The sequence below is a fragment of the Bradyrhizobium sp. CCBAU 53340 genome (assembly GCF_015291645.1).
Taxonomy (GTDB): domain Bacteria; phylum Pseudomonadota; class Alphaproteobacteria; order Rhizobiales; family Xanthobacteraceae; genus Bradyrhizobium.
In genome coordinates this window covers 446,433-468,967 of sequence record NZ_CP030055.1, presented here as the reverse complement: position 1 = coordinate 468,967, position 22,535 = coordinate 446,433, and the positions used below count along the sequence as shown (strand labels likewise).

At 65.3% G+C, this 22,535-nt stretch carries 20 protein-coding genes; 13 read left to right on the top strand and 7 right to left on the bottom strand.

What is annotated here, in order from left to right; genetic code table 11:
• The first annotated feature begins 187 nt into the window (after positions 1–187).
• From proB to XH89_RS02160, 10 genes are all read left to right on the top strand, one after another.
• Complete coding sequence (gene proB / locus XH89_RS02205; RefSeq protein ID WP_194465517.1) at positions 188–1,309, top strand: glutamate 5-kinase; 1,122 nt, start codon at positions 188–190, stop codon at positions 1,307–1,309.
• Between the two features lie 229 nt (positions 1,310–1,538).
• Positions 1,539–2,834: a glutamate-5-semialdehyde dehydrogenase gene (locus XH89_RS02200; protein WP_194465516.1), complete on the top strand. Its 1,296-nt coding sequence runs from the start codon at positions 1,539–1,541 to the stop codon at positions 2,832–2,834.
• A 23-nt stretch (positions 2,835–2,857) separates the two neighbouring features.
• Entirely contained in the window at positions 2,858–3,502 is a 645-nt protein-coding gene (locus tag XH89_RS02195) for a nicotinate-nucleotide adenylyltransferase (protein ID WP_194465515.1), read from the top strand.
• A gap of 194 nt (positions 3,503–3,696) precedes the next feature.
• Positions 3,697–4,053, top strand: coding sequence for a ribosome silencing factor (rsfS, locus tag XH89_RS02190; RefSeq protein ID WP_018318847.1), 357 nt, complete (start codon positions 3,697–3,699; stop codon positions 4,051–4,053).
• A 96-nt stretch (positions 4,054–4,149) separates the two neighbouring features.
• Positions 4,150–4,632: a 23S rRNA (pseudouridine(1915)-N(3))-methyltransferase RlmH gene (rlmH, locus tag XH89_RS02185; protein WP_194465514.1), complete on the top strand. Its 483-nt coding sequence runs from the start codon at positions 4,150–4,152 to the stop codon at positions 4,630–4,632.
• Between the two features lie 31 nt (positions 4,633–4,663).
• Positions 4,664–6,019 carry a murein hydrolase activator EnvC gene (locus tag XH89_RS02180; RefSeq protein WP_194465513.1) on the top strand — a complete coding sequence of 452 codons (1,356 nt, stop codon included), beginning with the start codon at positions 4,664–4,666 and terminating at the stop codon, positions 6,017–6,019.
• Complete coding sequence (locus XH89_RS02175) at positions 6,016–7,377, top strand: S41 family peptidase (RefSeq protein WP_194465512.1); 1,362 nt, start codon at positions 6,016–6,018, stop codon at positions 7,375–7,377. The genes XH89_RS02180 and XH89_RS02175 overlap by 4 nt, the downstream gene beginning before the upstream one ends.
• 143 nt (positions 7,378–7,520) lie before the next feature.
• Positions 7,521–8,747 (top strand): divergent polysaccharide deacetylase family protein, encoded by a 1,227-nt coding sequence (locus tag XH89_RS02170; RefSeq protein WP_194465511.1) that lies wholly within the window; start codon positions 7,521–7,523, stop codon positions 8,745–8,747.
• 72 nt (positions 8,748–8,819) lie between these two features.
• Complete coding sequence (locus XH89_RS02165) at positions 8,820–9,326, top strand: RNA pyrophosphohydrolase (RefSeq protein ID WP_194465510.1); 507 nt, start codon at positions 8,820–8,822, stop codon at positions 9,324–9,326.
• Positions 9,327–9,389: 63 nt separating this feature from the next.
• Positions 9,390–9,890: an RNA pyrophosphohydrolase gene (locus XH89_RS02160; protein ID WP_194465509.1), complete on the top strand. Its 501-nt coding sequence runs from the start codon at positions 9,390–9,392 to the stop codon at positions 9,888–9,890.
• A 223-nt stretch (positions 9,891–10,113) separates the two neighbouring features.
• Here XH89_RS02160 and XH89_RS02155 read toward each other — a convergent pair whose 3' ends face one another.
• From XH89_RS02155 to XH89_RS02130, 6 genes are all read right to left on the bottom strand, one after another.
• Positions 10,114–11,769, bottom strand: coding sequence for an adenylate/guanylate cyclase domain-containing protein (locus XH89_RS02155; protein WP_194465508.1), 1,656 nt, complete (start codon positions 11,767–11,769; stop codon positions 10,114–10,116).
• A 150-nt stretch (positions 11,770–11,919) separates the two neighbouring features.
• On the bottom strand, positions 11,920–12,327 hold the full coding sequence (locus XH89_RS02150) for a F0F1 ATP synthase subunit epsilon (RefSeq protein WP_194465507.1): 408 nt from the start codon (positions 12,325–12,327) through the stop codon (positions 11,920–11,922).
• Positions 12,328–12,399: 72 nt separating this feature from the next.
• A complete protein-coding gene (gene atpD, locus XH89_RS02145; RefSeq protein ID WP_194465506.1) occupies positions 12,400–13,833 on the bottom strand; it encodes a F0F1 ATP synthase subunit beta in 1,434 nt (477 codons plus the stop codon).
• 81 nt (positions 13,834–13,914) lie between these two features.
• Positions 13,915–14,787 carry a F0F1 ATP synthase subunit gamma gene (locus tag XH89_RS02140; protein WP_194465505.1) on the bottom strand — a complete coding sequence of 291 codons (873 nt, stop codon included), beginning with the start codon at positions 14,785–14,787 and terminating at the stop codon, positions 13,915–13,917.
• A gap of 148 nt (positions 14,788–14,935) precedes the next feature.
• Positions 14,936–16,465, bottom strand: coding sequence for a F0F1 ATP synthase subunit alpha (gene atpA, locus XH89_RS02135; RefSeq protein ID WP_194465504.1), 1,530 nt, complete (start codon positions 16,463–16,465; stop codon positions 14,936–14,938).
• Positions 16,465–17,025 carry a F0F1 ATP synthase subunit delta gene (locus XH89_RS02130; RefSeq protein WP_194465503.1) on the bottom strand — a complete coding sequence of 187 codons (561 nt, stop codon included), beginning with the start codon at positions 17,023–17,025 and terminating at the stop codon, positions 16,465–16,467. Before XH89_RS02130 ends, atpA begins: the two co-directional genes overlap by 1 nt.
• A gap of 648 nt (positions 17,026–17,673) precedes the next feature.
• On the opposite strand from XH89_RS02130, the gene XH89_RS02125 reads away from it, so the two are divergent.
• Positions 17,674–18,180, top strand: coding sequence for a septal ring lytic transglycosylase RlpA family protein (locus tag XH89_RS02125; protein ID WP_194465502.1), 507 nt, complete (start codon positions 17,674–17,676; stop codon positions 18,178–18,180).
• 280 nt (positions 18,181–18,460) lie between these two features.
• On the opposite strand, the gene XH89_RS02120 is transcribed toward XH89_RS02125, so the two are convergent.
• Positions 18,461–20,671: a primosomal protein N' gene (locus XH89_RS02120; protein WP_194465501.1), complete on the bottom strand. Its 2,211-nt coding sequence runs from the start codon at positions 20,669–20,671 to the stop codon at positions 18,461–18,463.
• 113 nt (positions 20,672–20,784) lie between these two features.
• On the opposite strand from XH89_RS02120, the gene XH89_RS02115 reads away from it, so the two are divergent.
• Together XH89_RS02115 and XH89_RS02110 are read left to right on the top strand one after the other, a co-directional pair.
• Positions 20,785–21,750, top strand: a complete 966-nt coding sequence (locus XH89_RS02115) for a tyrosine recombinase XerC (protein WP_194465500.1) — start codon at positions 20,785–20,787, stop codon at positions 21,748–21,750.
• Between the two features lie 123 nt (positions 21,751–21,873).
• Complete coding sequence (locus XH89_RS02110) at positions 21,874–22,467, top strand: DUF4337 domain-containing protein (protein WP_194465499.1); 594 nt, start codon at positions 21,874–21,876, stop codon at positions 22,465–22,467.
• Positions 22,468–22,535 lie beyond the last annotated feature (68 nt).

The window sequence follows — 22,535 nt, the reverse complement described above, 5'->3', positions numbered from 1 at the left end:
TCCCGTCCGTTATTGGTTGGTGGCATTAGAACCGGCCTGGCGAGCAAGACAAGGCCGACCTTCGCCGTTTACCATCCGGCCCGCCTTGCGCCGGCCATCGTCCTGCTGCAAAAGCAGGCCTCAACCGGCGCCGCTCTTGGCTGCGCCGTGTCCAGAGCAATCGTCACAAGCGCCAAAGCAAACGCACATGGCCAGCCCCGAACTCAGTCAATTCCGCCGCATCGTCGTCAAGGTCGGCTCCGCGCTGCTGGTCGATTCCGACAGGGGCGAGGTGCGGGCGTCGTGGCTGGCCGCGCTCGCCGACGACATGGCCAAGCTGCACAAGGAGGGCCGCGATATCCTCGTGGTGTCCTCGGGCTCGATCGCGCTCGGCCGCAGCCGGCTCAAGCTGCCGCGCGGGCCGCTGAAGCTGGAGGAGAGTCAGGCCGCCGCCGCCGTCGGCCAGATTGCGCTGGCCCGAATCTGGTCCGAGGTGCTCGGGGCGCACGACATCGGCGCCGGCCAGATTCTGGTGACGCTGCAGGACACCGAGGAGCGCCGCCGCTATCTCAACGCGCGCTCCACCATCGGCAAACTGCTGGAATGGCGCGCGATCCCCGTGATCAACGAGAACGACACGGTCGCCACCACCGAGATCCGCTACGGCGACAATGACCGCCTCGCCGCGCGCGTCGCCACCATGGCGAGCGCCGATCTCCTGGTGCTGCTCTCCGACATCGACGGGCTCTACGACGCGCCGCCCAAGAACAATCCGAACGCAAAGCTCATTCCGGTGGTCGAGAGCATCTCCCCGGAGATCGAAGCCGTGGCCGGAGATGCCGAGTCCGAGCTGTCGCGCGGCGGCATGCGCACCAAGGTCGAGGCGGCCAAGATCGCCACGACAGGCGGCACGCATATGCTGATCGCATCAGGCAAGATCGAGCATCCGCTGCAGGCGATCGCCAATGGCGGCCGCTGCACCTGGTTCCTGACGCCGGCCAATCCCATCACCTCGCGAAAACGCTGGATCGCAGGCACGCTGGAGCCGAAGGGCACGCTGACCATCGACGCCGGCGCGGTGACGGCGCTGCGCGCCGGCGCCAGCCTGCTGCCGGCCGGCGTGATCAAGGTCGAGGGCCAGTTCGCCCGAGGCGATGCCGTGATCGTCCGCGGCCCCGACACCAGCGAGGTCGGCCGCGGCCTGATCGCCTATGACGCCGAGGTCGCCGAGCGGATCAAGGGCCGTTCATCGCCCGATGTGATGACCATCCTCGGCATCAGCGGCCGTTCGGAGATGATCCACCGCGATGATCTGGTGGTGGGCGGGTAAGAGGCGCACGGCACCCGAGCCGTCATGCCCGGGCTTGTCCCGGGCATCCACGTTCTTTCGGGGCTCGCCAAGACGTGGATGGCCGGGTCAAGCCCGGCCATGACGCTGGAAGCTAGGCCAGCGGCCGAGCCCAGCACCCTCCTCCTGAAGCCCTGCCATACCGTCCCTGCCCTTCGCAAAACCGGGATTTCCGTGCTAGGACACCGCCTTAGCAGAAGGTTGAACTCCTATGGCCGCCCCCCTGAAAGCCGTTGACGGCAATGCCGATCTTCAGGCGCTGATGTCCGATCTCGCCGCCAAAGCCCGCGCCGCCGCGCGCGTGCTGGCGCTGGCGCCGCCGGAGCAGAAGAACCGGGCGCTGGAGGCCATGGAGCGGGCGATCCGCGCCAATGCCGCGGCGATCCTCGCCGCCAATGCCGAAGACGTCGCGGAAGCGCGCGCCTCCGGCAATGCGACCTCCGCCTTCATCGATCGCCTGACGCTGACGCCGGCGCGGGTCGAGAGCATGGCCGAAGGCATCGCCATCGTGCGCGGCATCGCCGATCCCGTCGGCATCGTCACCGAAAGCTGGCAGCGGCCGAACGGCATGACCATCGAGCGCGTGCGCGTGCCGCTCGGTGTCGTCGGCGTGATCTTCGAGAGCCGGCCGAACGTATCCGCGGACGCTGGCGTCCTCTGTTTGAAATCAGGCAATGCCGTGATCCTGCGCGGCGGCTCCGACAGTTTCCGCTCCTGCCGTGCGATCCACGAATGCCTGGTGCAGGGCCTGCGCGAAGCGGGCCTGCCTGAAGCTGCGATCACGCTGGTGCCGACGCGCGACCGTGCCGCGGTTGGCATGATGCTGTCGGGATTGAACGGTTCGATTGACGTGATCGTGCCGCGCGGCGGCAAGAGCCTCGTCGCGCGCGTCGAGCAAGAAGCACGCGTGCCCGTGTTCGCGCATCTCGAAGGCGTCAACCATGTCTATGTCGATGCCAGCGCCGATCTCGCCATGGCGAAGTCGATCGTGCTCAATGCCAAGATGCGCCGCACCGGCGTCTGCGGTGCGGCCGAGACGTTGCTGGTCGATCGCGCCGCTGCTGCGAAGAACCTGAAGCCGCTGGTCGAGATGCTGATCGAGGCCGGCTGCGAAGTGCGCGGCGACGAAACGGTGCAAGGAACGGATGCGCGCGTAAAACCTGCCAGCGAAGACGATTGGGATACCGAATATCTCGACGCGATCATCGCAGCGAAGGTGGTGGACGGCGTCGATGGCGCGATCGCGCATATCCAGGATCATGGCTCGCACCACACCGATGCGATCGTGAGCGCGGATGAGGCCGCTGCGAAGAAGTTCCTGAGCGAGGTCGATTCCGCGATCGTGCTGCACAACGCCTCGACGCAGTTCGCCGACGGCGGCGAGTTCGGCTTCGGCGCCGAGATCGGCATCGCCACCGGTCGCTTCCACGCCCGCGGCCCTGTCGGCGCCGAGCAGTTGACGAGCTTCAAATATCGCGTTCACGGCACCGGACAGACGCGGCCGTAGGTAACGTTGCAAGGCGCGGGGCATTGAGCAACAACTTCGTCGTGCCGCGTTTCGTGGCGCAAGCGGTCCCGCCCCATACGGAGGGCATGCGCATCGGCCTGCTCGGCGGCTCGTTCAATCCGCCGCATCAGGCCCATCGCGCCATCAGCCGGTTCGCGCTCAAGCGACTGCAACTCGATCGCGTCTGGTGGCTGGTCACCCCGGGCAATCCGCTCAAGGAGAACGGCCATTTGCATGAGCTCGGCGAGCGCATGCAGGCGGCGCGCGAGGTTGCTGACGATCCCAGGATCGAGGTCAGCTGTCTCGAATCCGTCATTCGGACCCGCTATACTATCGACACGATCAACACCTTGCGCCGCCGCTTCTCGGGCCTGCGCTTTGTCTGGATTATGGGCGCCGACAATCTCGCTCAATTCCATCGTTGGCAGGACTGGCGGCGTATCGCCGGCCAAGTGCCGATTGCAGTCATCGATCGCCCGCCGCAAAGCTTTCGCGCCCTCGCCTCTCCAGCCGCCAAGGCGCTCGCCCGCTACCGCCTGCCGGAGAATAAGGCAGCGCTGCTCGCCGACCAGCCGGCGCCGGCCTGGGTGTTCCTGACGGGATTGAAGCTGAACCTGTCCTCAACCGGCCTACGGAACCCGGACGGGAGCTGGAAAGGTATGATGTGAGGCCAAGTGTACGGGATTGGGGCTCTCTGGCATATTGAAACCCTTAACCCCACATGATGTAGTGTAACCAGTGAGCGCTGGATTCGGCGTTCGCGATACAGTGAAAGGAATGGTCCCTGACCACATCTGTATTGTCCAAGTCTGTTTTACCCAAGGCAAAACCGGCGCGTAAAACATCGACCAAAGCTGCGGCCTTGAAGGCGCAACCCGACGCCGACAAGACGCTGAGCCTGATCCTCTCCCGCCTCGAGGATATGAAGGCGGAAGAGACGGTCACCATCGACCTTCGCGGCAAATCGGCGTACTCCGACTACATGATCGTCACCACCGGCCGGGTGAACCGGCATGTCGGTGCGATCGCGGAGAACGTCGCCAAGGGCCTCAAGGAAAACGGCATCAAGAACATCCATGTCGAGGGCTTGCCCAATTGCGACTGGGTGTTGATCGATTCCGGCGATGTGATCGTGCACGTGTTCAGACCCGAGGTCCGCGAGTTCTACAATCTGGAAAGATTGTACACGCAGGGCCCAGGGGCGGCGAAGGCGATCTAGGCTCACTTGAGCCGATTTCGAATCGGCTGACGCGCATGCTAGCGTCGTGCGCGCGCAACCTGCGCGCGGTCTTGAAAACGCGACCCTGAAGATATCATGCGTGTTGCTGTCATTGCGGTGGGCCGGCTGAAGCAGGGCCCCGAACGGGAGCTTGCCGACCGCTATTTCGAGCGGTTCGACGAAGCCGGCCGCAAGCTCGGATTCCGCGAGCTCACCATTCACGAAATTCCGGAAAGCCGCGCGCGCGACGCCGCGACGCGAATGACCGAGGAAGCCGCGGCGATCTCAGCGCATGTCCCGGACAAATCGATCCTGGTGGCGCTGGACGAGCGCGGACAAAATCTCGATTCCACCGTATTCGCACGGCATCTGGGGCGCTGGCGCGACGAGGGCGCCGGGCATACTATCTTCGTGATCGGAGGGGCGGACGGACTTTCGCCCGAATTGCGCCGTAAGGCCAAACTCGCGATCGCGTTCGGCTCTGCGACCTGGCCGCATCAAATGGTCCGCGTCATGCTTCTGGAACAGTTGTATCGGGCCGCCACCATCCTGGCCGGCCACCCCTATCATCGCGCGTGATTCGCGCCACAACGAGCACCTTGCCGACAAGATGCGAGCGCCGTTTCTCAATTTGCTGCTGATGGCGAGCGTCTCGGGCGCAAGCCTCGCGCAAGCTTACGTAAGCTCCGCACAAGCTCAGACCGCAGCACCGGCGCCGCAGACTGCCGCCGTCTCTCCCGACGCGATCAAGCAGCGCGAGCAGGAACTGGAAGCCGCGCGCGCGAGGCAGAAGAGCGCGGAGGAAGCGCAGGCCAAGCTCAAGGCCGAGATCGCCACGCTCGGCCAGGATCGCACCCAGCTCAATCAGCAGTTGATCGACACCGCCGCCAATGTCCGCACCGTCGAGACCAAGATCGACGAAGCCGAGGCGCGGCTGAAGACGCTGAACGGCCGCGAGCAGGAGGCGCGCACCTCGCTCGATTCGCGCCGTGCCGACATCGTCGAGGTGCTGGCCGCCCTGCAGCGCGCCGGACGGCGGACGCCGCCGGCGCTGCTGGTGCGCCCCGAAGATGCACTGCAGTCGCTGCGCACCGCGATGCTGCTCGGCGCCGTCGTGCCGGAATTGCGCGGCCGCGCCGAAAAGATCGCAAGCGAGCTCGGCGAGCTCGTGGCCTTGCGCAAGAGCATCGCGAGCGAACGCGACCAGCTCGCCTCCGACCGCGACAAGATCCGCAACGACCAGACCCGGCTCACGGCCCTGGTCGACGAGCGGCAGCGCCAGCAGGCCTCGCGCGAGAAGGATCTCGACGCGGAGAATTCGCGTGCCATCACGCTGTCAAAGCAGGTCGGCGATCTCCAGGGGTTGATCGCCAAGATGGAGCAGGACCTGCAAAGCGCGGCCAAGGCGGCCGAGAAGGCGGCCGAGGCCGCCAAGCAGGCCGAGGCGAAGGCGGCCGCAGCCGCCGCCAGTGCCAAGCCCGGCCCGGCCGTGTTCAAGGACCGCTCCCGGACCAGCCCGGCCATCCTGTTCGCGTCGGCCAAGGGGCTCCTGCCGCTGCCGGTTAACGGTAACAAGATCAGGGACTTTGGCGGTTCCGACGGGGTCGGCGGGGTCCAGAAGGGCATTTCGCTGGCCACCAAGCCCGGCTCTCAGGTCACGACGCCCTGCGACGGCTGGGTGGTTTATGCCGGCCCGTTCCGCAGCTATGGACAACTCTTGATCCTCAACGCCGGGGGCGGGTATCATGTCCTGATCGCCGGGATGGAGCGCATTTCGGTCAACATCGGTCAGTTTGTGCTCACGGGGGAGCCGGTCGCGACCATGGGGTCGACATCTCAAGTCGCCTCCATTCTCGCCACGAACGCGAGTCAACCTGTGCTGTATGTCGAGTTCCGGAAAGACGGCACTCCAATCGATCCAGGCCCATGGTGGGCCGCAAATGAAGGCGAGAAGGTTCGCGGATGATGCGCAAGACTTCAGTTATCCTCCTCAGCGCGGCCACCGGCGCGGCGCTGACGCTGTTCGCGACGCAGCCGCGTGCGGTGTTCATGGGCTCCAGCGCGCGCGCCGCGACCGCTGACACCTATCGCCAGCTCAATCTGTTCGGCGACGTGTTCGAGCGCGTGCGCTCGGACTATGTCGAGAAGCCCGACGATACCAAGCTGATCGAATCCGCCATCAGCGGCATGCTCTCCGGCCTCGATCCGCATTCGAGCTACATGGACGCCAAGAGCTTCCGCGACATGCAGGTGCAGACCCGCGGCGAGTTCGGCGGCCTCGGCATCGAGGTCACGATGGAAGACGGCCTTATCAAGGTGGTCTCGCCGATCGACGATACGCCCGCCTCGCGCGCCGGCGTCATGGCCAACGACATCATCACCAATCTCGACGACGAGGCGGTGCAGGGCCTGACCCTGAACCAGGCGGTCGAGAAGATGCGCGGCCCCGTCAACACCAAGATCAAGCTCAAGATCATCCGCAAGGGCCAGGACAATCCGATCGACGTCACCCTGGTGCGCGACAACATTCGCGTCCGTTCGGTGCGCGCACGCGTCGAGGCTGACGACATCGCCTATATCCGCATCACCACCTTCAACGAGCAGACCACCGAAGGCCTGAAGAAGGAGGTCGCGAATCTCTCCGGCCAGATCGGCGACAAGCTGAAGGGCTACATCATCGACCTCCGCAACAATCCGGGCGGCCTGCTCGAGGAGGCCGTCACCGTGTCCGACTCGTTCCTGGAGAAGGGCGAGATCGTGTCGACCCGCGGCCGCAATGCCGAGGAGACCCAGCGCCGCACCGCGCATGCCGGCGACCTCACCAAGGGCAAGCCTGTCATCGTGCTCGTCAACGGCGGTTCGGCCTCGGCCTCGGAAATCGTCGCTGGCGCGCTGCAGGACCACAAGCGCGCGACCATCGTCGGCACGCGCTCCTTCGGCAAGGGCTCGGTGCAGACCATCATCCCGCTCGGCTCTGGCAACGGCGCGCTGCGCCTGACCACGGCGCGCTATTACACGCCGTCAGGCAAGTCGATCCAGGCCAAGGGCATCGTGCCCGACATCGAAGTGCTACAGGACGTGCCGGACGAGCTGAAGTCGCGTACCGATACCAAGGGCGAAGCTTCGCTGCGCGGTCACCTCAAGAACGACGGCGACGAGAAGACCGGCTCGCAGTCCTATGTCCCGCCGGATGCCAAGGACGACAAGGCGCTCAAGCTCGCCGACGACCTGCTCCACGGCATCAAGAACAGCGCCTCCGCGGCGCCCACGCCGGGCAGCGACAACAAGACTGCGCCCGCGGACAAGCCCAAGGCGGCGAACTAAGCCCGACCAACACGCGATCTGACGAAAGGGCGGCTCCGGAAGCCGCCCTTTTGCTTGGAACTTCGGATGCCCCCGGCCTATCCCGGCCTGCCGCCGCTTGACCTCGGCGTGGTATCGTTGGCGTGAGTGATTCGGGATCTCGCATGACTGAAACGGCCGATGATCTGAGCGCTCCGCTCGGACAGGACAAGCCGCGCCGGAAACGGCGGCTGCGGCTGCCGTTCACCGTCATGCAATTGCTGGCCGTCATGCTCGGCCTGTTCCTGGTTACCTTCGCGGGCTTTGCCATCTTCAACAAGGACCCGCTCGGCGGCGAGCCGATGACGCGGATCGCGATTCGCGATCCCAAAGGCGGTGACAAGGCGGCAGAAGAGAAGCCGGCCGCCGGTCACGGCGCAGAGCCCGCCCAAGAGAGCAAGCACGCGACCAAGGAAGCGCCGAAGCAGGCCGGCGACCAGAAGACCGTCACCATGATCGACGGCTCGACCGGCGAGCGCCACGACGTGGTGATCGGCGCGGGCGATGCTGCCGGCAAGGGCGAGCCGGCTTCCGCGCCGCCGGCCATCATGGCCGGGATTGATCCAAAACTGCTGGAAAAATCCCGCTACGGCATGATCCCCATCATCTCGGGCGATCTCAAGCCATTCAACGTCTACGCCGCCGAGGCTGACCGCGCCAAGGCCGCGAAAATGCCTGTGGTGGCGATCGTGATCGGCGGGCTCGGCGTCGGCGCCGCCAAGACCACCGATGCGATCATGAAGCTGCCGGGCGCGGTGACGCTGGCCTTCACACCTTATGGTTCTGACCCTGGAAAACTCGCCGAGCGCGCCCGCGCTCAGCGCCACGAGATCTTCCTGCAGATCCCGATGGAGCCCTACGACTTCCCCGACAACGATCCGGGCCCGCAGACGCTGCTGACCTCGCTCACCCCCGACCAGAACACCGACCGCCTCTACTGGCACCTGAGCCGGATGCAGGGCTATGCCGGCATCGCCAATTTCATGGGCGCCCGCTTCATCGCGACGGACCCGGCGATGCAGCCGATCATCCGCGAGGCTTCCAAGCGCGGCCTCGGCTTCTTCGACGACGGCTCCTCGCCGCGCAGCATCGCATCGCAGGCGGCGGCAAACCTGGCGGTGCCGTTCGGCAAGGGGGATATCGCGCTCGACGCAGTGCCGACCACGGCCGAGATCGACCGTGCCCTGAACAAGCTGGAATCGGTGGCCCGCGAGCGGGGCGTCGCCGTCGGCACCGCCTCTGCGCTGCCCGTCTCCATCGACCGGGTCGGAGCCTGGATCAAGACATTGAGCGACCGGGGTATTCTGCTGGTGCCATTGACAACCGCGATGCTGAAATCAAAATCCAGCTAAATCAACGAATTGGTACGCCACGGGCCGGAGCGCCCAAAAGCGGTGCCGGCAGTACGCGAGAGGTTTGGCGGAATGGCGCGTTACGAGGATCTGCCCTACCGAACCTGCGTCGGTGTGATGCTGATCAATCAAAAAGGCCTGGTGTTCATCGGCCGCCGCGCCGGCGGCGTCGAGCATGTCGACGACAGCCATGTCTGGCAGATGCCGCAAGGCGGCGTCGATCCCGGCGAGGACAATTGGGAAGCCGCCAAGCGCGAGCTCTATGAAGAAACCAGCGTGCGCTCGATCGAGCGGCTCGGCGAGGTTCCGGACTGGCTGATCTACGACATCCCCCGCACGGTGGCGGGGCGCGCCTGGAAGGGCCGCTACCGCGGCCAGCGCCAGAAATGGTTCGCGGTGCGCTTCACCGGCAAGGACAGCGAGATCAATGTCGAGAAGCCCGGCGGCGGCGGCCACAAGGCCGAATTCGTCAGCTGGCGCTGGGAGCCGATGAAGAATCTCCCCTCGCTGATCATCCCCTTCAAGCGCCCGGTCTATGAGCGCGTGGTGAAGGAATTTTCGGCGCTCGCGGATGACTAATTCAAATTGTCATCCGGGTTCGGTGCTAAGCCATCGCCCGGACTGACAATGAGAGAGCCTCGCGTGACCAACGAAAAGCCCTACCGCCCGAATGTGGGCATCGCGCTGTTCAATGCCGACGGCCATGTGCTGGTCGGCCACCGCTTCAAGGGCGACGGCCCCGAGATCATCCTGCCCGGGCTTGACTGGCAGATGCCGCAAGGCGGCGTCGACGAGGGCGAGAATCTGCGCGACGCCGCCATGCGCGAGCTCTGGGAGGAAACCAACGTCGTCAGCGCTGAATTCCTCGGCGAGACCGACTGGTTCACCTATGAATTCCCGCCCTATGACGGCCCGCAGACACATCGGCTGGCGAAGTTCCGCGGCCAGCGCCAGAAATGGTTCGCGCTGCGCTTCACCGGCAAGGACGATGAGATCGACCCGCTGACGCCGCGCAACGGCCAGCCCGCGGAGTTCGATGCCTGGCGCTGGGAGCGCCTCGACCGCGTCGCCGATATCGTGGTGCCGTTCCGTCGCGAGGTCTATCGCGCGGTAGCGCAATCGTTCGCGCCCTTCGCCAAATGAAAAACGCAAAACAACCCCATGCACAGTAGAACGGGGGTTGCTTCAGTTCCACCTCTCCCGCTTACGGGAGAGGTCGGATCGCGAAAGCGATCCGGGTGAGGGCTCTGTCCTCTTGGGGGTCCTCGCCCAGCGGAGACGCCCTCTCCCCAGCCCTCCCCCGCAAGCGAGGGAGGGAGCGCATCCTGCTCGCGGTCGCGATCGAGCCTAATCCCATCACGCTAGGCTAATTGAGCGGTCCCACCGTGAACGGGCCGATTGCGATGACGTGGCAGTCGCTGTCGTGCTTGGCGCAGTCGGCCAGGGCGCCGTTGACGGCGGTCTGCTCATCGGCCGCCTTCAGGCCGAGACCCGGACGGCCTGCGGTGCCAACCGCGACCGCATTCCAGCCCGTGCCATCGCCGAGCTTGCGCGCCACCTCGTCGCGCGCATCGGCCAGGATCGAAGGATTGGTCGCCGCGTGGAAGAAGCCATTGGCCCTGAGCAGGGTCGGAATCGGCACGACGAAGACGTCGTCGATCACCACGGTCATGCAGGCTGAGCCCGCGATCGCACCGCAGGATTCCAGCGAACGCCGCGCCGCATCTTCGACCGAGGTTGCGCCAAGCGCCATGAAATATTGTCCGCCCGGACCGAGCGCGACCGAGCGTGATTTTGCCGCCGGTGCGAACAGGTTTTCGAGCCGGGTCCTGGCCTGATCGCGCACCATCGGAAAATCCTTCGGCACAAACGCGCGCTCGGTGATGGGGTCGTGCCGAAACCAGGGTTGCGGCGGCATCGGCGGCTCCCCGTGGCTGTAGACCACCTTGTTGCCGACAGCATAGAGCTCGCAACGCCGCGGCGATTGCGCGGCAGCCGCGCGCTTCTGGCATTGGTCGACCGCGGCGTTGCGCGCGGCCTCTTCGGTCGGCTGGTTGAGCGCGGAGCCGAAGAAGCCGCCGATGTTCAAGGCATAGGCCTTGTAATCTCCGGCGGTCGCATATTCGTTGCTGAGAAAGCCACGTTGGCGCTCGCCGATGAACGGCACCGCGCTGACGACAATCTTGCCGGTGGACGCAGCGGTCGGTGACGGCGTTGGGGTCGTAGTCGCCGCAGCCGTTTGGGTCGCTGTCGATGACGGTATCGGCGAGGGCATCGGCGCCTTCGCCGCCATCGTGGGCGTTGCGCTGGGTGACGCCGCAGCGGCCGGGCGCGGCGCGACCGCCGTGGATTTGACCTGACCGGTCTCGAGCTTGGCAAAATAGAGGAAGCCGCCGACACCGATCGCGACGACGGAGACCACGCCGACCACGAGCGGCCACATCCAGTTCGGCGCCGGCGCCGCCTTGGCGACTTTCTTCAGCTGCGGCGTGGCGTAAGTGCCGTCCTCGCGCCGCATCGCCACCATATAGGCGTGCACCGGCGTCGGGATGTTCTTCACTTCCTGCGCGCCGATATCGGCGAACTGCACCGACAGCTTGTTGGCGACCTGCTCATGCACGGCGCGGGAGACGCAGATGCCGCCGACTTCCGCCAGCCCCTCGAGCCTTGCCGCGATGTTGACGCCGTCGCCGAGCAGATCGCCGTCGCGCTCGACCACGTCACCGATGGTGATGCCGATGCGGAACGACATCTGCCGGCTCGGCGGATAGGCCATGTTGCGGGTGCGCAAGGACTCCTGGATATCGATCGCGCAGCGCACCGCGTCCACCGCGCTCGGGAATTCCGCGAGCACGGCATCGCCGGCGGTGTTGAAGATGCGGCCGTTTGCCTTTGCAATGAAATCGTCGACGACGGAGCGATAGGACGCCAGACGCCGCAGCGTCTCTTCTTCGTCTTCCGCGACCAGTCTCGAGTAACCGGCAATATCGGCTGCGAAAATCGCTGCGATCTTGCGTTTCATCTGCAACCCGCCCCGGAACAAATTCGCGGCCGCAGAATGCCGCTATCTCCGGCGCGGTGCAACAAAGTTTCAGCGCCCGCCACTGATGGTGACGAGCGCTGAATTTGTTCAGGAATTCGAGGCTTGAGCCCCGGAGCAATGCGCCGGGGCTTAGTGCATAGCCGTGGTATTGAGCTGCTGCTGGATGCTCTTGTAGTGATCGAGCCGCTCGATGGCCTGATCGAGCTCGCCGCCCTCGTGCTCCTTCAGCCCTTCTTCCATCTCCGAGATGGTCTCGGCGAACTGGGCGCGATCGAGCTCGGCCAGCGACGTCGCGACGTCGGCGAGGACGGTCAGGCCCTTTTCCGAGACCTCGGCAAGACCGCCGAGCACGATGATCTTCTCGTGCTTGCCAGCAGTGGTGATGGTGAGAATGCCCGGGCGGATCGCAGCCACAACAGGCGCATGACCTGCCAGCACGCCGAAGTCACCCTCGACGCCGGGAATGTCGACCTGGTCGACTTCGCCCGAGAATGCGAGCTTTTCCGGAGAGACGAGATCGAAGTGGAAGGTGGCCATAACAAACCTGCGCGTGGTGAGTGGCAAAAGAGGAAGCAGCTTGCGGCTACTCCCTATTCGCTAGTCGTTAGCTTAGGCCGCTTCCGCCGCCAGCTTCTTGCCCTTCTCGACCGCCTCTTCGATGGTGCCGACCATGTAGAAGGCGGCTTCCGGCAGGTGGTCATACTTGCCTTCCACCAGGCCCTTGAAGCCCTTGATGGTGTCGGCGAGGTCGACGAACTTGCCGGGCGAGCCGGTGAAGATTTCGGCGACGTGGAACGGCTGCGACATGAAGCGCTCGACCTTGCGGGCGCGGGCCACGGTCAGCTTGTCCTCTTCCGAAAGCTCGTCCATGCCGAGAATGGCGATGATGTCCTGGAGCGCCTTGTAGCGCTGCAGCACCTGCTGGACCTGACGGGCGACCGCGTAATGCTCCTCGCCGACGACCAGCGGGGAGAGCATGCGCGAGGTCGAGTCGAGCGGGTCCACCGCCGGATAGATGCCCTTTTCAGCGATCGAGCGCGACAGCGTGGTGGTCGCGTCAAGATGCGCGAACGAGGTCGCCGGCGCCGGGTCGGTCAAGTCGTCGGCCGGAACGTAGATGGCCTGCACCGAGGTGATCGAGCCCTTCTGGGTGGTGGTGATGCGCTCCTGCAGCGCGCCCATGTCGGTGGCGAGCGTCGGCTGATAACCCACCGCCGAAGGAATACGGCCGAGCAGCGCCGACACTTCCGAACCGGCCTGGGTGAAGCGGAAGATGTTGTCGACGAAGAACAACACGTCCTGGCCCTGGTCGCGGAAGTCTTCGGCGATGGTCAGACCCGTGAGCGCGACGCGGGCGCGGGCGCCCGGGGGCTCGTTCATCTGGCCGAACACCAACGCGCATTTCGACTTCACGCTCGGATCGGGATTCTTCGGATCGGCGTTGACCTTGGACTCGATGAACTCGTGATAGAGGTCGTTGCCCTCGCGGGTGCGCTCGCCGACGCCGGCGAACACCGAGTAACCGCCGTGCGCCTTCGCGACGTTGTTGATCAGCTCCTGAATCAGCACGGTCTTGCCGACGCCGGCGCCGCCGAACAGGCCGATCTTGCCGCCCTTGGCGTAAGGCGCGAGCAGGTCGACGACCTTGATGCCGGTGACGAGAATTTCAGCCTCGGTCGACTGGTCGGTGTAGGTCGGCGCTTCCTGGTGGATCGCGCGCAGGCCATCGGTCTTGACGGGACCAGCTTCGTCGATCGGCTCGCCGATGACGTTGATGATGCGGCCGAGCGTGCCTTCGCCGACGGGAACGCGGATCGGCGAACCGGTGTCGGTGACTTCCTGGCCGCGGACCAGACCTTCGGTGGTGTCCATCGCGATGGTGCGGACGGTGGACTCACCGAGATGCTGGGCGACTTCGAGCACCAGGCGGTTGCCGCCGTTCTTGGTCTCGAGCGAGTTGAGAATGGCCGGGAGGTGGCCTTCGAACTGCACGTCGACGACGGCGCCGATGACCTGGGTGACGCGACCGACCTGGGCTGCCATTGAATGTCTCCTTCGATCCGAACTAGTAAGCCACGGTCAATCGACCGGGATGTTGCATTGATGGGTACCGATGCGTCCTGGCTAGACGGCTTCGGCGCCCGAGATGATTTCGATCAGTTCCTTGGTGATCTGCGCCTGACGCGTGCGGTTGTAGACCAGCGTCTGCTTGCGGATCATCTCACCGGCGTTGCGCGTCGCGTTGTCCATCGCGCTCATCTGCGCACCGTAGAACGAGGCGTTGTTCTCGAGCAGCGCGCGGAAGATCTGGACCGCGAGATTGCGCGGCAGAAGACGGGTGAGAATCTCGTCCTCTTCCGGCTCGTATTCGTAAGACGTCGTGTTGGCGCTCGCCGCCTCCTCGACGACCAGCGGAATGATCTGCTGGGCGGTCGGGATCTGGGCGATCACCGAACGGAAGCGCGAGTAGAACAGAGTGCAGACGTCGAACTCGCCGTTGTCGAACCGCGCCAGCACCTTCTTGGCGATGTCCTCGGCGTTGACGAAGCCAAGCTGGCGCACGCTGCGCAGGTCGAGATGCTCGACGATCTGCTTGTCGAACTGGCGGCGGAGCTGCTCGTAACCCTTGCGGCCGACGCAGAAGAATTTGACTTCCTTGCCCTGCGCGATCAGCGCCAGCGCGCGCTCGCGGGCCAGACGCACGATCGACGAGTTGAACGCGCCTGACAGGCCGCGTTCGCCGGTGCAGACCAGCAGCAAATGAACCTGATCGCGGCCGGTGCCGGCCAGCAGCGTCGGCGCGCCGGGCGAACCCGCGGCAGCGCTGGCGATGTTGGAGATCACCGCGCTCATCTTGTCGGCATAGGGGCGCGCCGCTTCCGCGGCGGTCTGCGCGCGGCGCAGCTTCGAGGCCGCGACCATCTGCATGGCCTTGGTGATCTTTTGCGTCGCCTTGGTGGAGGCGATGCGGACGCGCATGTCTTTAAGTGACGCCATTCTTCGTTCACCCCGGCGGTTCGACTGAAGCGTCGGACCGCTAGCCTGTCCCTATCGCAATGCCCGGCCGGGCGCCGGGCATGCTTCTTGTTGTTGTGCCGTTCGCGAAAACGATCATGGCCGGCGAACCGGCCATGACAGCTCGTGATTACGCGAAGCTCTTCGCGAAACCTTCGACCACCGACTTCAGCTTGGCAGCGGAGTCGTCGGAGAGGTCGCGGCTGTCGCGGATCGCGTTGAGAATGTCGACATGCTTGCCGCGCAGCAGCGAGAGCAGGCCGTCCTCGAACGCGCGCACCTTGTTGAGCGGCAGCGGATCGAGATAGCCGTTGGTGCCGGCCCAGATCACGCAGACCTGCTCTTCCATCTTCAGCGGTGAGAACTGCGGCTGCTTCAAGAGCTCGGTCAGGCGCGAACCGCGGTTGAGCAGGCGCTGGGTCGAGGCGTCGAGGTCGGAGCCGAACTGCGCGAACGCCGCCATTTCGCGGTACTGCGCGAGCTCGCCCTTGATCTTGCCGGCGACCTTCTTGGTGGCCTTGGTCTGCGCCGACGAACCCACGCGCGACACCGACAGACCGACGTTCACCGCGGGACGGATGCCCTGGAAGAACAGGTCGGTTTCCAGGAAGATCTGACCGTCGGTGATCGAGATGACGTTGGTCGGGATGTAGGCCGACACGTCGTTGGCCTGGGTTTCGATGACGGGCAGCGCCGTCAGCGAGCCCGAGCCCTGGTCCTTGTTCAGCTTCGCCGCGCGCTCGAGCAGGCGGGAGTGCAGATAGAACACGTCGCCGGGATAGGCTTCGCGGCCCGGCGGACGGCGCAGCAGCAGCGACATCTGGCGGTAGGCGACGGCCTGCTTGGACAGATCGTCATAGATGATGACCGCGTGCATGCCGTTGTCGCGGAAGTACTCGCCCATGGTGCAGCCGGTGAAGGGCGCGATGTACTGCATCGGCGCCGGATCGGACGCGGTGGCGGCGACAACGATCGAATATTCGAGCGCGCCCTGCTCTTCCAGCACCTTCACGAACTGGGCGACGGTCGAACGCTTCTGGCCGACCGCGACGTAGACGCAGTACAGCTTGATGTTCTCGTCGGGCTGCGCGTTGAGCGGCTTCTGGTTCAGGATGGTGTCGAGCGCGATCGCGGTCTTGCCGGTCTGGCGGTCGCCGATGATCAGCTCGCGCTGGCCACGGCCGATCGGGATCAGGGCGTCGATCGCCTTGAGGCCGGTCGCCATCGGCTCGCTCACCGACTTGCGCGGAATGATGCCGGGCGCCTTGACGTCGACGCGCATGCGCTTGTCGGCCTGGATCGGACCCTTGCCGTCGATCGGATTGCCAAGCGCGTCAACGACGCGGCCGAGCAGGCCCTTGCCGACCGGCGCGTCCACGATGGCGCGGGTGCGCTTGACGGTCTGGCCTTCCTTGATCTCGCGGTCGGCACCGAAAATAACGACACCGACGTTGTCGGTTTCGAGGTTCAGCGCCATGCCGCGGGTGCCGTTCTCGAACTCGACCATTTCACCGGCCTGGACGTTGTCCAGACCGTAGACGCGGGCGATACCGTCGCCGACGGACAGCACCTGTCCGACTTCGGAGACTTCAGCTTCCTGGCCGAAATTCTTGATCTGGTCCTTGAGGATCGCGGAAATTTCCGCGGCGCGGATGTCCATCAGCCTGCCTCTTTCATCGCGTGCTTGATCGAATTGAGTTTGGTGCGAAGCGAACTATCGATCATGCGGCTGCCCAGCTTCACGACGAGGCCACCGATGATCGAGGGATCGATCTTCACGTTGAGCGCGACGTCCTTGCCGGTCACCGACTTCAGGGCAACCTTGAGGGCGTCGAGATTCTTGTCCGAAAGCGCTTCCGCCACCGTGACGTCGGCGGTCGCCTCGCCCTTGAACTTGGCGACGAGGGCGCGATAGGCGCGGATGACGTCGGCCACCGCGAACAGGCGGCGGTTGGCGGTCAGCACCTTGAGGAAATTGGCAGTGATGCCGGCGATGCCCGCCTTGTCCAGGACGGCCGCGAGGGCCTTGGACTGGGCGTCGGCCGCGAACACCGGGCTGCGGACGAGGCGCTTGAGATCAGCGCTTTCGTTCAGCAGGGCCTCGAACTTGTCGAGATCAGCCTTGACCTCGTCGACCACTTTCTGGTCGCGGGCCAGTTCAAACAAGGCCGTTGCATAACGGCCTGACACACCGGAAACGGACGTATCTTCTGCAGCCACAGACGCGCTCTTTTAGCTGTCAAATTCGCAAGGGAAAAACCGTCGCCACAACGCGGCGCCTAGCGATCCAAGCCCTTGGAATTCAAGCGGGACTTCGATTTTCGACCAGCACGGGACGTGCCGGGCTCGTTAAAATCGCGGCTTTGCTAACATAGCAGGCGCGCACGTGCAACATGACGCCAAATTAAAGGCACGACCTTCTGTCGCAAGTTCATCGCAGCGCGCGACAGCCTTGCTGCGATCGATGCGACGAGGTGCCATGACACGGAATTGTCACGACTGTTACGGCGGTCACATGCACATTGGTTCCTGCCTTGAACGCATAGCGGCCATGAACACGGCTCGCTGAGGCGTGACCCCGGCCGCACCGGCCGCACCCGTCGAATACTTACCGAATTCTAAACTGGTAGAGCGATGACTTCGTTCTACAGTATTCGCAAGTAATCGATCAGTTAATAAACCATTAAAGCAAAATATTACGGAACTTAGGCTGATTATCGATTCCGGTCACAAGATATTTCATCGGGGCACCTACCGGAAATACTGCCCAATTCATGCCTCATTGGGAATCGAAACGCCAACCCGCTCACAAACTGATGGGGGCTCCACTAGCCACATATGTGGCAATACTAGCGTAGGGACCACTAAATGCTGTCTTTCAAGACGCTGGGCATGATGACCCGGCCGCGTACGGCGATCGCATTCGTCGCTGCAACTCTCCTCGTCGGTGGAACTGCCACCGAGGCTTCCGCCAAATCCAGGCATCACCACCGGGGTTCTCACCACCACCGCCATCAGGCCCAGGACGAGACCAACGCGACCTCCGGTTGGCTCAACGCCAATGCGTCGATGACGCCGTCGTCGGGCACGGGCCACAGCTTCTCCGGCATGGCTTCCTATTACGGCAACGAGTCCGGCAGCCGCACCGCCTCAGGCGCGCGCTTCAACCAGAACGCCATGACCGCGGCGCACCGGACCCTGCCGTTCGGCACCAAGGTCCGCGTGACTCATGGCGGCCAGAGCGTCATCGTCACCATCAATGACCGTGGCCCGTTCGTGCGCGGCCGCGTGCTCGACCTCTCCACCGGCGCTGCCCGCGCCATCGGCCTCACCGGTGCCGGCGTCGGCCGCGTCACCGCGGAAGTCGTCTCCTAACGGCGCGACAAGCGCCTTAGCCACACGCGCAGTTTCCATCATCGTCCCGCAGGGACATGAGCCAGTTTGATGCGCGCGTGAAACAAGCCCGTGGTCTTGGGGGACCGCGGGCTTTTTGTTTGGCTCCGGTGTCCCGGACAAGCTGCAACGCGCGAGCGTTGCGGCGCAGAGCCGGGACCCAGAAGCCGCAAACTCCTGCGCAGCATGGCCCCGGCTCTGCAGCGCACCGCCGAAGAGGCGCTGCGCCGCGTCCGGGGCACGAGAGGAGAGAGAGGCGCCCCTACAAAAAGCTCTGCGGATCGACATCGACTTCGAGCTTCTGGTTGCCGGTCGGTTTCGGACAGACCGCGAGCCAGTTGCGCAGATAATCCGACAGGTCAAAGCCGCGCGCCGATTTCACCAGGATGCGGAAGCGGTAGCGGCCCTTGATGACGGCGAGTGGGGCTTCCGCAGGCCCGAGCACCACGACACGGTCGTCGCGCGGTGCGAGCGCCACGAGCTTGCGGCCGAGGCCCTCCGCGCTCGGCCGGTCGCCCGCCGAGATGATCAGGCTCGCAAGGCGCCCGAACGGCGGATACAGCGTCTTCTCGCGCAGCTCGATCTCGCTGTCGTAGAAGGCTTCGCGGTCGCAGGCGATCAGCGCCTTCATGACGGGGTGATCGGGCTGGTGCGTCTGCAGATAGCCGACGCCACGGCCCTGCTCGCGGCCGGCGCGGCCGATCACCTGGTTGAGCAATTGCCAGGTGCGCTCCGCCGCGCGCGGATCACCGTTGGAAAGACCGAGATCCGCATCGACCACGCCGACCAGATTGAGCCGCGGGAAATTGTGGCCTTTCGCCACGAGCTGCGTGCCGATGATGATGTCGACACGGCCCTCCGCGATCTCGGCCAGTTCGCTCCGCATGGTCTCGATCGAGGTGATGAGATCGCTCGACAGCACCATGGTGCGCGCCTCCGGGAATAGCGCGGCCGCCTCCTCCTGCAGGCGCTCGACGCCGGGGCCGACGGCCACCAGCGATTCCTCGGCGGCGCAATGCGGGCAGGTCTGCGGGCGCGGCATCGAGAAGCCGCAATGGTGACAAACGAGGCGCTGGCGAAAGCGATGATCGACCAGCCAGGCATCGCAGATGGTGCAGGCGAAGCGATGGCCGCAGGCACGGCACAGCGTCAGCGGCGCATAGCCGCGGCGATTGAGGAACAGCAGCGCCTGTTCCCGCTTTTCGATCGCGCCCCTGATCTCGCCAGCCAGGCGCGGCGAGATATAGCGACCGCGCGCCGGCGGCTCGCGGCGCAGGTCGATGGCTTCGATATGCGGCATGTGCTGGCCGCCGAAGCGCGAGGGCAGCGCGACGCGCTGATAGCGGTTCTTGCGCGCATTGACCTCTGACTCGACCGAGGGCGTCGCCGAGGCCAGCACGATCGGGATCTTGGCGATATGCGCGCGCACCACCGCCATGTCGCGGGCGTGGTAGTGCACGCCCTCGTCCTGCTTGTAGGCCTGGTCGTGCTCTTCATCGACCACGATGAGGCCGAGATTGGCGTAAGGCAGAAACAGCGCCGAGCGCGCGCCGACCACGACCGGCGCGGTGCCTTCGGAGATCGCTGCCCAATTGCGCGCGCGGGTGCGCGGTGTCAGCTCCGAGTGCCATTCGATCGGGCGCACGCCGAAGCGTTGCGCGAAGCGATCGAGGAACTGGCCGGTCAGCGCGATCTCCGGCATCAGGATCAGCGCCTGCTTGCCGCGGCGGATGGTTTCGGCGACGGCCTCGAAATAGACCTCGGTCTTGCCGGAGCCTGTGACGCCGTCGAGCAGCGCGACGTGAAAAGTGCCGTTGGCCGCGAGCGCGCGCATCGCATCCACGCCAGCACGCTGTAACGGCGAAAAATCCGGCCGGCCGAATTCCGGATCGGGGCTAGGTGGCGGGGGCGGCGGCGGCATCGGCTCGACCGTCAGCGTGCCTTCGTCGACGAGGCCGTCGATCACACCGGCAGAGACGCCGGCCTCCCTGGCCGCCTCGGATTTGCCGTGCAGCAGCCGGTCCGACAGCACCTCGAGCACGCGCGCCCGCGCCGGCGTCAGCCGCCGCGGCGGATCGCCTGTTAGCCGCACGCCGGGACGCACGCGCTCGGGGCCGAGGTTCTCGCCCATGCGCAGGCACATGCGCAGCACCATGCCGCGCGGGCTCAGCGTGTAATTGGCGACCCAGTCGACGACCGAGCGCAGCTCGGGTTTCAAGGGCGCAATGTCGAGCTTCTCGCTGACCTCCTTGAGGCGGTTGTGCAGGCGCGGATCGGGATTGGCGTTTTCGCCCCAGACCACAGCCAGAACCTCGCGCGGACCGAGCGGCACGCCGACGAGATCGCCGGCCTTCAGCTCCATGCCCCGCGGCACCTTGTAGGAATAGGTCTGGTCGAGCGCGACCGGCACCAGCACGTCGACCATGCGGGTCGCGTTGGCGGGGGCGGTCGAGCTGCGCGACGAATGATCCATGAGCGGAGAATCGGAACCTTGCGGGCCTGAAGGCTAGCGCGCCGCCGGCACCTTAGCGAACAGTAAACCTGTGTGATGCGATATACTGTGCGGAATCATTCCGTCCAGAGCGCATGAGCAAAGCGGCCGCCCCACACATCGAGCTTGCCAGCGCCGATCCCTCGATCGCGCAGGAGATGGCGCGCTGGCTGTCGCATCTTGGCGCCGAGCGGCGGCTGTCGCCGAAGACGCTGGAGGCCTATGGCCGGGACTTGCGGCAGTGTCTGGATTTCCTGTGCAGCCATTGGGGCGAGCGCGTGACGCTGGAACGGTTCGCCTCGCTTGAAGCGACCGATGTGCGCGCCTTCATGGCGATGCGCCGCGCCGACGAGATTGCCGGCCGTTCCCTGATGCGCGCGCTGGCGGGCCTGCGCTCGTTCGGCCGCTTCCTCGAGCGCGAAGGCAAGGGCAAGGTCGGCGCGCTCTCCGCCATCCGCGCGCCGAAGGTCGCAAAAAGCCTGCCGAAACCGTTGCCGATGGCCTCCGCGAAACGCCTTGCCGACGCCGACGAGCGTGCCGGCGAGGAGCGCGAGACCTGGATCCTGGTACGCGACGCCGCGGTGATGGCGCTGCTCTATGGTTCGGGCCTGCGCATCTCCGAAGCGCTCGGCCTCAAGCGCCGCGAGGTGCCGAAAGCAGGCGAAGGCGACGTGCTGGTCGTGACAGGCAAGGGCAACAAGACGCGCATGGTGCCGGTGCTGCAGAACGTGCTGGCGCTGATCGACGAATATGTCGCGATGTGCCCGCATGCGCTTCCCGCCGAGGGGCCGATCTTCGTCGGCGCGCGCGGCGGTCCCTTGAGCCCGCGCATCATCCAGCTGGCGATGGAGCGGCTGCGCGGCGCGCTGGGCCTGCCCGACAGCGCCACGCCGCACGCGCTGCGGCACTCCTTCGCCACGCATCTCTTGTCACGCGGCGGCGATTTGCGCGCGATCCAGGAATTGCTCGGGCATTCCTCGCTCTCGACCACGCAGGTGTATACCGGCATCGATTCCGAGCGATTGCTGGAAGTCTATGCGAGCGCGCACCCAAGACGCTGAAAGAGTGAGGGAGTCGCTGAAAGCGGCGCGAATTCCCTGACATGAAGCTGTCATCACGCGCGTGCCTCTTGCGCAGGCCGCGCGGTTCGGTCAATCGTTGCGGAACCGAGACAGGAGGGACTGATGAGCGCACACGAAAGCATGGAGCACGCCGAGCATGCCGAGCACGCGTCCGGCGAGAACAAGAAGATCGCCCTTCTGATTGCCGTGCTGGCGCTGTTCCTGGCGATCTCCGAGACGCTCGGCAAGGGCGCCCAGACCGAATCGATCAGCAAGAACGTCGAGGCCGCCAATCTCTGGGCGTTCTTCCAGGCCAAGAGCGTCCGCCGCACCGTGGTGCAGACCGCCGCCGAGCAGGGCAAGCTGACGTTGGGGTCGGGGGTTGACGACGCCACCAAGGCCGCGGTGCAGAAGCAGATCGACGACTGGACCAAGACCGCGCAGCGCTACCGCTCCGAGCCCGAGACCGGCGAAGGCACCGAGCAGCTCGCCGAGAAGGCCAAGCACGCCGAGCATGAGCGCGACGAGGCCACCGCGAAATATCATCACTTCGAGCTGGCCTCCGCCGCCTTCCAGATCGGCATCGTGCTGGCGTCGGCGACGATCATCACCGGCATGCTGCCACTCGCCTGGATCGCCGGCCTCTTGACGCTCGCCGGCCTCGGCATGACCATGCTCGGCGCCTGGGCGCCGCATCTGCTGCATCTACACGGGTGAGAGTTACGACAACGAACTCGACGCTAAACCCGTCATCCTGAGGTGCGAGGCCCGCGATGCGAGCGCAT

Coding starts and splice junctions, on each gene's coding strand:
- XH89_RS02140 (WP_194465505.1), bottom strand. CDS start 14,787: ATGGCGTCACTTAAAGACATGCGCGTCCGCATCGCCTCCACCAAGGCG.
- XH89_RS02165 (WP_194465510.1), top strand. CDS start 8,820: ATGGCGCGTTACGAGGATCTGCCCTACCGAACCTGCGTCGGTGTGATG.
- XH89_RS02115 (WP_194465500.1), top strand. CDS start 20,785: ATGAGCAAAGCGGCCGCCCCACACATCGAGCTTGCCAGCGCCGATCCC.
- XH89_RS02150 (WP_194465507.1), bottom strand. CDS start 12,327: ATGGCCACCTTCCACTTCGATCTCGTCTCTCCGGAAAAGCTCGCATTC.
- atpA (WP_194465504.1), bottom strand. CDS start 16,465: ATGGACATCCGCGCCGCGGAAATTTCCGCGATCCTCAAGGACCAGATC.
- XH89_RS02110 (WP_194465499.1), top strand. CDS start 21,874: ATGAGCGCACACGAAAGCATGGAGCACGCCGAGCATGCCGAGCACGCG.
- proB (WP_194465517.1), top strand. CDS start 188: ATGGCCAGCCCCGAACTCAGTCAATTCCGCCGCATCGTCGTCAAGGTC.
- XH89_RS02200 (WP_194465516.1), top strand. CDS start 1,539: ATGGCCGCCCCCCTGAAAGCCGTTGACGGCAATGCCGATCTTCAGGCG.
- XH89_RS02170 (WP_194465511.1), top strand. CDS start 7,521: ATGACTGAAACGGCCGATGATCTGAGCGCTCCGCTCGGACAGGACAAG.
- rlmH (WP_194465514.1), top strand. CDS start 4,150: ATGCGTGTTGCTGTCATTGCGGTGGGCCGGCTGAAGCAGGGCCCCGAA.
- XH89_RS02180 (WP_194465513.1), top strand. CDS start 4,664: ATGCGAGCGCCGTTTCTCAATTTGCTGCTGATGGCGAGCGTCTCGGGC.
- XH89_RS02125 (WP_194465502.1), top strand. CDS start 17,674: ATGCTGTCTTTCAAGACGCTGGGCATGATGACCCGGCCGCGTACGGCG.
- XH89_RS02120 (WP_194465501.1), bottom strand. CDS start 20,671: ATGGATCATTCGTCGCGCAGCTCGACCGCCCCCGCCAACGCGACCCGC.
- atpD (WP_194465506.1), bottom strand. CDS start 13,833: ATGGCAGCCCAGGTCGGTCGCGTCACCCAGGTCATCGGCGCCGTCGTC.
- XH89_RS02155 (WP_194465508.1), bottom strand. CDS start 11,769: ATGAAACGCAAGATCGCAGCGATTTTCGCAGCCGATATTGCCGGTTAC.
- XH89_RS02175 (WP_194465512.1), top strand. CDS start 6,016: ATGATGCGCAAGACTTCAGTTATCCTCCTCAGCGCGGCCACCGGCGCG.